The following is a 1,536-nucleotide window of genomic DNA, read 5'->3' as shown; positions in this document are numbered from 1 at the left end:
ACGCTCCATACCGTCGGGCAGTTCGAAATCATTTGCCAGGGCGTTACCTGCCAGAGTTGAAGCTATTACGGTAGCAATTGCGCTGGGTACGAATTTATCCATTTCTCATTGTCCTTAATTAAGTTGGCTAAGCGGCTCAGTATGCTACCGATGCTTTTTCTAAATGTAAATACAAATGACAATAATTCGCATTACCTAATTAAAGGCAAGCTAAATTCGGAATAACGCCGTACACCTATGTACAGAATTTATTAAGCAATTGGAGCGTAATTTTGACGACCTTAGCTTTTGACGTTTACGGCACACTCATTGACACTCAGGGCGTAGTCTCCCTGCTGAGTTCATACCTTGGCGACGACAAAGCTCAAGAGTTTTCGAGCCGCCGGCGTGATAAGCAACTAGAGTATTCATTTCGTCGTGGGCTTATGCAGCAGTATGAAGACTTTGCGGTCTGTACCAAAGACGCCCTTCTGTTCACCAACAATGAACTGGGAGCCGGGTTAACTGCACCGCAACAGGAAGAGTTGTTGGAAAAATACCGGAGCTTACCGGCATTCGATGACGCGAAAACCGCACTGAGCAAGTTGAACTCGGCGGGTATAGAGTGTTTTGCTTTTTCTAACGGCAGTGCCGATGCAGTAACTGAACTGCTGGAGGGTGCTGAGCTCAGCCGCTACTTTAAAGACATAGTCAGTTGCAAAGACATTAAAAGCTTTAAACCTAACCCACAGGTTTACCAGCACTTTCTCGATAAAAGCGGCAGTAAGGAGCAAAATACCTGGCTTATATCCAGCAACAGTTTCGATATTATTGGCGCCAGCGCAGCAGGCTGGAAAACCGCCTGGGTTAAACGTTCCAGAGAAGCTCAGTTTGATCCCTGGGGCATTAATCCCACTATTACCGTCAGCTCGCTTTCGCAGCTGATTGAAAACATAAAGTAGTATTAGAAACTGGACCCCGGCTGTTTAAGAAAGTCCTCTTCTTCCGGGGTCGACTCGCGCCCCAGTACCCGGTTACGGTGCGGATACCGTCCAAAGCGGTCAATAATTTCCTTGTGTCTTACTTCAAATTTGTAGTTGTTCTCAAGCCCGGGTTGACTGAAAAGCCGCATAGCCTCGTCATGAATTAACGCCGACTCACTGTGCATATAAGGCATATAGAGAAACGCCTTTTCGCTGGCATCCAACGACTTGTCTGCGCCCTTCTCTACGGCTTCCTGCGCCAGCACTAACGCTATCACGTCCTGCCCAAAAGCCCTCGAACTGCCGCGGTATATGTTTCTAGAAAACTGATCTAACACAATTACTTCTGCCAAACGGCCATGAGGCGTTTCGCGCCAATGCCAGAGCTCCCCTTTAGCTGCAGCCTTTAACGTATCGGAAAAGCGTTTGGCTATGGTATTGTCCAGCTCGTCACTTTTAGCAAACCACTGCTTTGGTGTTAACTCTTTAAACCAAAAGTCTAAAACTGGCTGTGCTTTCATTTTACCTCCTGACTACTTTTCCACCTTTTCCAGGGGATAACGCTTGTTTATGG

Annotated in this window: 2 protein-coding genes; one reads left to right on the top strand and one right to left on the bottom strand. The window is 47.0% G+C overall.

Annotation, left to right across the window (positions count from 1 at the left end; translation table 11 throughout):
* Positions 1-269 precede the first annotated feature (269 nt).
* The gene (locus B3180_RS14030) at positions 270-941 is read left to right on the top strand and encodes a haloacid dehalogenase type II (protein ID WP_286845214.1); all 672 of its coding nucleotides are present in this window, start codon (positions 270-272) and stop codon (positions 939-941) included.
* A 2-nt stretch (positions 942-943) separates the two neighbouring features.
* Here the strand turns inward: B3180_RS14030 and B3180_RS14025 are convergent, their stop codons facing one another.
* Entirely contained in the window at positions 944-1,483 is a 540-nt protein-coding gene (locus B3180_RS14025) for a DUF924 family protein (protein WP_278358377.1), read from the bottom strand.
* Positions 1,484-1,536: the final 53 nt, after the last annotated feature.

This window comes from Idiomarina sp. UBA4206 (genome assembly GCF_002383015.1).
GTDB classification, from domain to species: Bacteria; Pseudomonadota; Gammaproteobacteria; order Enterobacterales; family Alteromonadaceae; genus Idiomarina; species Idiomarina abyssalis.
The sequence above is the reverse complement of the archived record's forward strand: the minus strand, read 5'-3'. Positions and strand labels throughout refer to the sequence as shown.